This window comes from Oceanobacillus jordanicus (genome assembly GCF_022095695.1).
Taxonomy (GTDB): Bacteria; Bacillota; Bacilli; order Bacillales; family Amphibacillaceae; genus Oceanobacillus_B; species Oceanobacillus_B jordanicus.
Window position 1 is genome coordinate 1 of sequence record NZ_JAIFZM010000029.1, and the last position, 2083, is coordinate 2083.

Genomic DNA, 2083 nt, shown 5'->3' on the forward strand with positions numbered 1-2083 from the left:
AAGATTCGGTTTAAAACCGAGGTCTGGTAGCAATAGCGGAGAGGTCACACCTGTTCTCATGCCGAACACAGAAGTTAAGTTCTCCAGCGCCGATGGTAGTTGGGGCTTTGCCCCTGCAAGAGTAGGACGCCGCCAGGCGAATTGAAAGGATTATGCATTTAATATGCATAATCCTTTTTTGTGGTTTTAGATTGTAATTATGGCCAAGGAAACTAATGTAACATGAGATCTTAATTAGGAACTTTAAAATTCCCGCAGCAGTAAGAAGTTCTACCTGGTGCGTAGTTAGCAAACTTCGTTGTTAAATTAAGGTGAGCTTTTACTAGCTTCAAACCTTTTGACCCACCTAAGATTAAAGTTAGGAGGAGAGAAATGGAGGAAAGTAAAAGTTACTCTGATTATATTAACAAAAAGTACGGAACAGATAGGTCACCATTAATACATAAGTGGAGAAGTTTGGAAAACAACAGAATGTTTCATAAAAGAGAGACCTTTGCCACAGCTAATAAGGATATGTAAGATTGATATTAGTACTTGGAACGGATAATTAGGATTGCTACTAACGTTTCGTTTCTAAAAAAACATGAGGAGTTATTTTTTATTTCGATTTATAAGCTCAACGAGAGAGGAAGAAACAAATAATTATACAAGTAGGGCTTCTGAACAAATATCGAATCAAAAAGGAGAAAGCAATGAACTACCTAAGTAGGTGTTAATACTTCCGGTTAAATCTAAGAAGTAAATATAGAATCTACTCTAAGGATTCTTATATTATTGAAATAAGTAAACTTATTAATCATCCAATCATATGTTAAAAACTCTTTAGACGGTTAACAAAAAAATAGGTAGTAAGAGGTCAGAAATATTACTCGGAAATTAGGTTAAAATACATCAGTTTTAACGGAGTAATAATTATAGTTGAAAAGAAGCAACAAAGAAAAAGTAGCATATTATTATGGAATCATCCTTGTAGTGGGTGTTTGGTTAAAATCAATTATGAAAAGGGAAAAAGGAACTGAGAATCATTAGTAATTATAAAATAACAGAGGGACTGGTCGGGAAGCCCACATGGAGAAGAATTGAGCAACTTGATACAACTACTATTAATGACTTTAAAAAATTCTTAGCCTGGTATATCCATAACTTTCAACCATGAAGGTAAAAGATTATACATTATTGCGTTTTTACAATATTGAAGTTCAGGTATTACAAACTTATTGCTAAATTACAAAAGGCTTTAAGGGTCTGTCCCTCGCTCAAGCAACTGAAGAAGTAACAATTAAAGCGTAAGTTGCTGTTGTGCATAAGCCTTTTCCGGACTTTTAAGAGCTACAAAATAATAGGGAAGAAACACTAATTTAATATTGTCGAACAAATCGAATTTAAAGAGTGGCACCAGTAGTGCTGTCAAAAGTTTACGTTAGCTTTTTAATTGTTCCCGACAAGTGTATACACAGAATAACACTCAACTGAAGGTGAAATGTCTGTAGAAAGCGGAAAGCAATTTTATGTCATATAACCTTTAGTTATAGTGAGAGAAACCTACTTTTACTTTACCTTCTGTCAAAAGTGATAACTCCAATTCTTCTTTCGCGAAATTGATTCGAATAAGTAGCTATATATTTTCTTTCCATTATACTCAGTACTACATGGTTAACCACCATCTAGTAGGGTTCATAAACATTCTTTTTTATTTTTTTCTAGAAACTGTTGACACCTTAGTCGAAAAAATGCTATATTTATCAAGTCGCCAAATTCGACAGCAATCGACAACTTCATTTAAACGTTTTAAAAAAGTTATTGACAGGTTGGTTCGGAAATGGTATGATATAAAAGTTGCTTCAAAAAAAGCAACGCAAACAAATTGCTCTTTGAAAACTGAACAGAACAACTAGTATGTCAAGGAAAAACAGATTTTCTGTTTTTTGAAGAAATACAAGCAGAAGCCAGTTTTCTGCGAAGCTAAGACGGATCATGTTGATTGGTGTCGACATGATGCAAACTTTTTTGGAGAGTTTGATCTTGGCTCAGGACGAACGCTGGCGGCGTGCCTAATACATGCAAGTCGAGCGCAGGAAGCAAG

1 protein-coding gene and 2 rRNA genes are annotated in these 2083 nt (G+C 34.6%); all 3 read left to right on the forward strand.

Annotated features, from left to right (window positions below):
• Positions 1-22: 22 nt before the first annotated feature.
• Positions 23-138: ribosomal RNA gene (gene rrf / locus K3T81_RS19290) — 5S ribosomal RNA — on the forward strand.
• A gap of 234 nt (positions 139-372) precedes the next feature.
• Positions 373-519, forward strand: a complete 147-nt coding sequence (locus tag K3T81_RS19295) for a hypothetical protein (RefSeq protein ID WP_238022196.1) — start codon at positions 373-375, stop codon at positions 517-519.
• A 1485-nt stretch (positions 520-2004) separates the two neighbouring features.
• Positions 2005-2083 (forward strand): 16S ribosomal RNA (locus K3T81_RS19300); the annotation flags it as partial.

Bases quoted from the DNA above. Each gene is read 5' to 3' on its own strand.
- K3T81_RS19295 (WP_238022196.1), top strand. From the start codon at position 373: ATGGAGGAAAGTAAAAGTTACTCTGATTATATTAACAAAAAGTACGGA.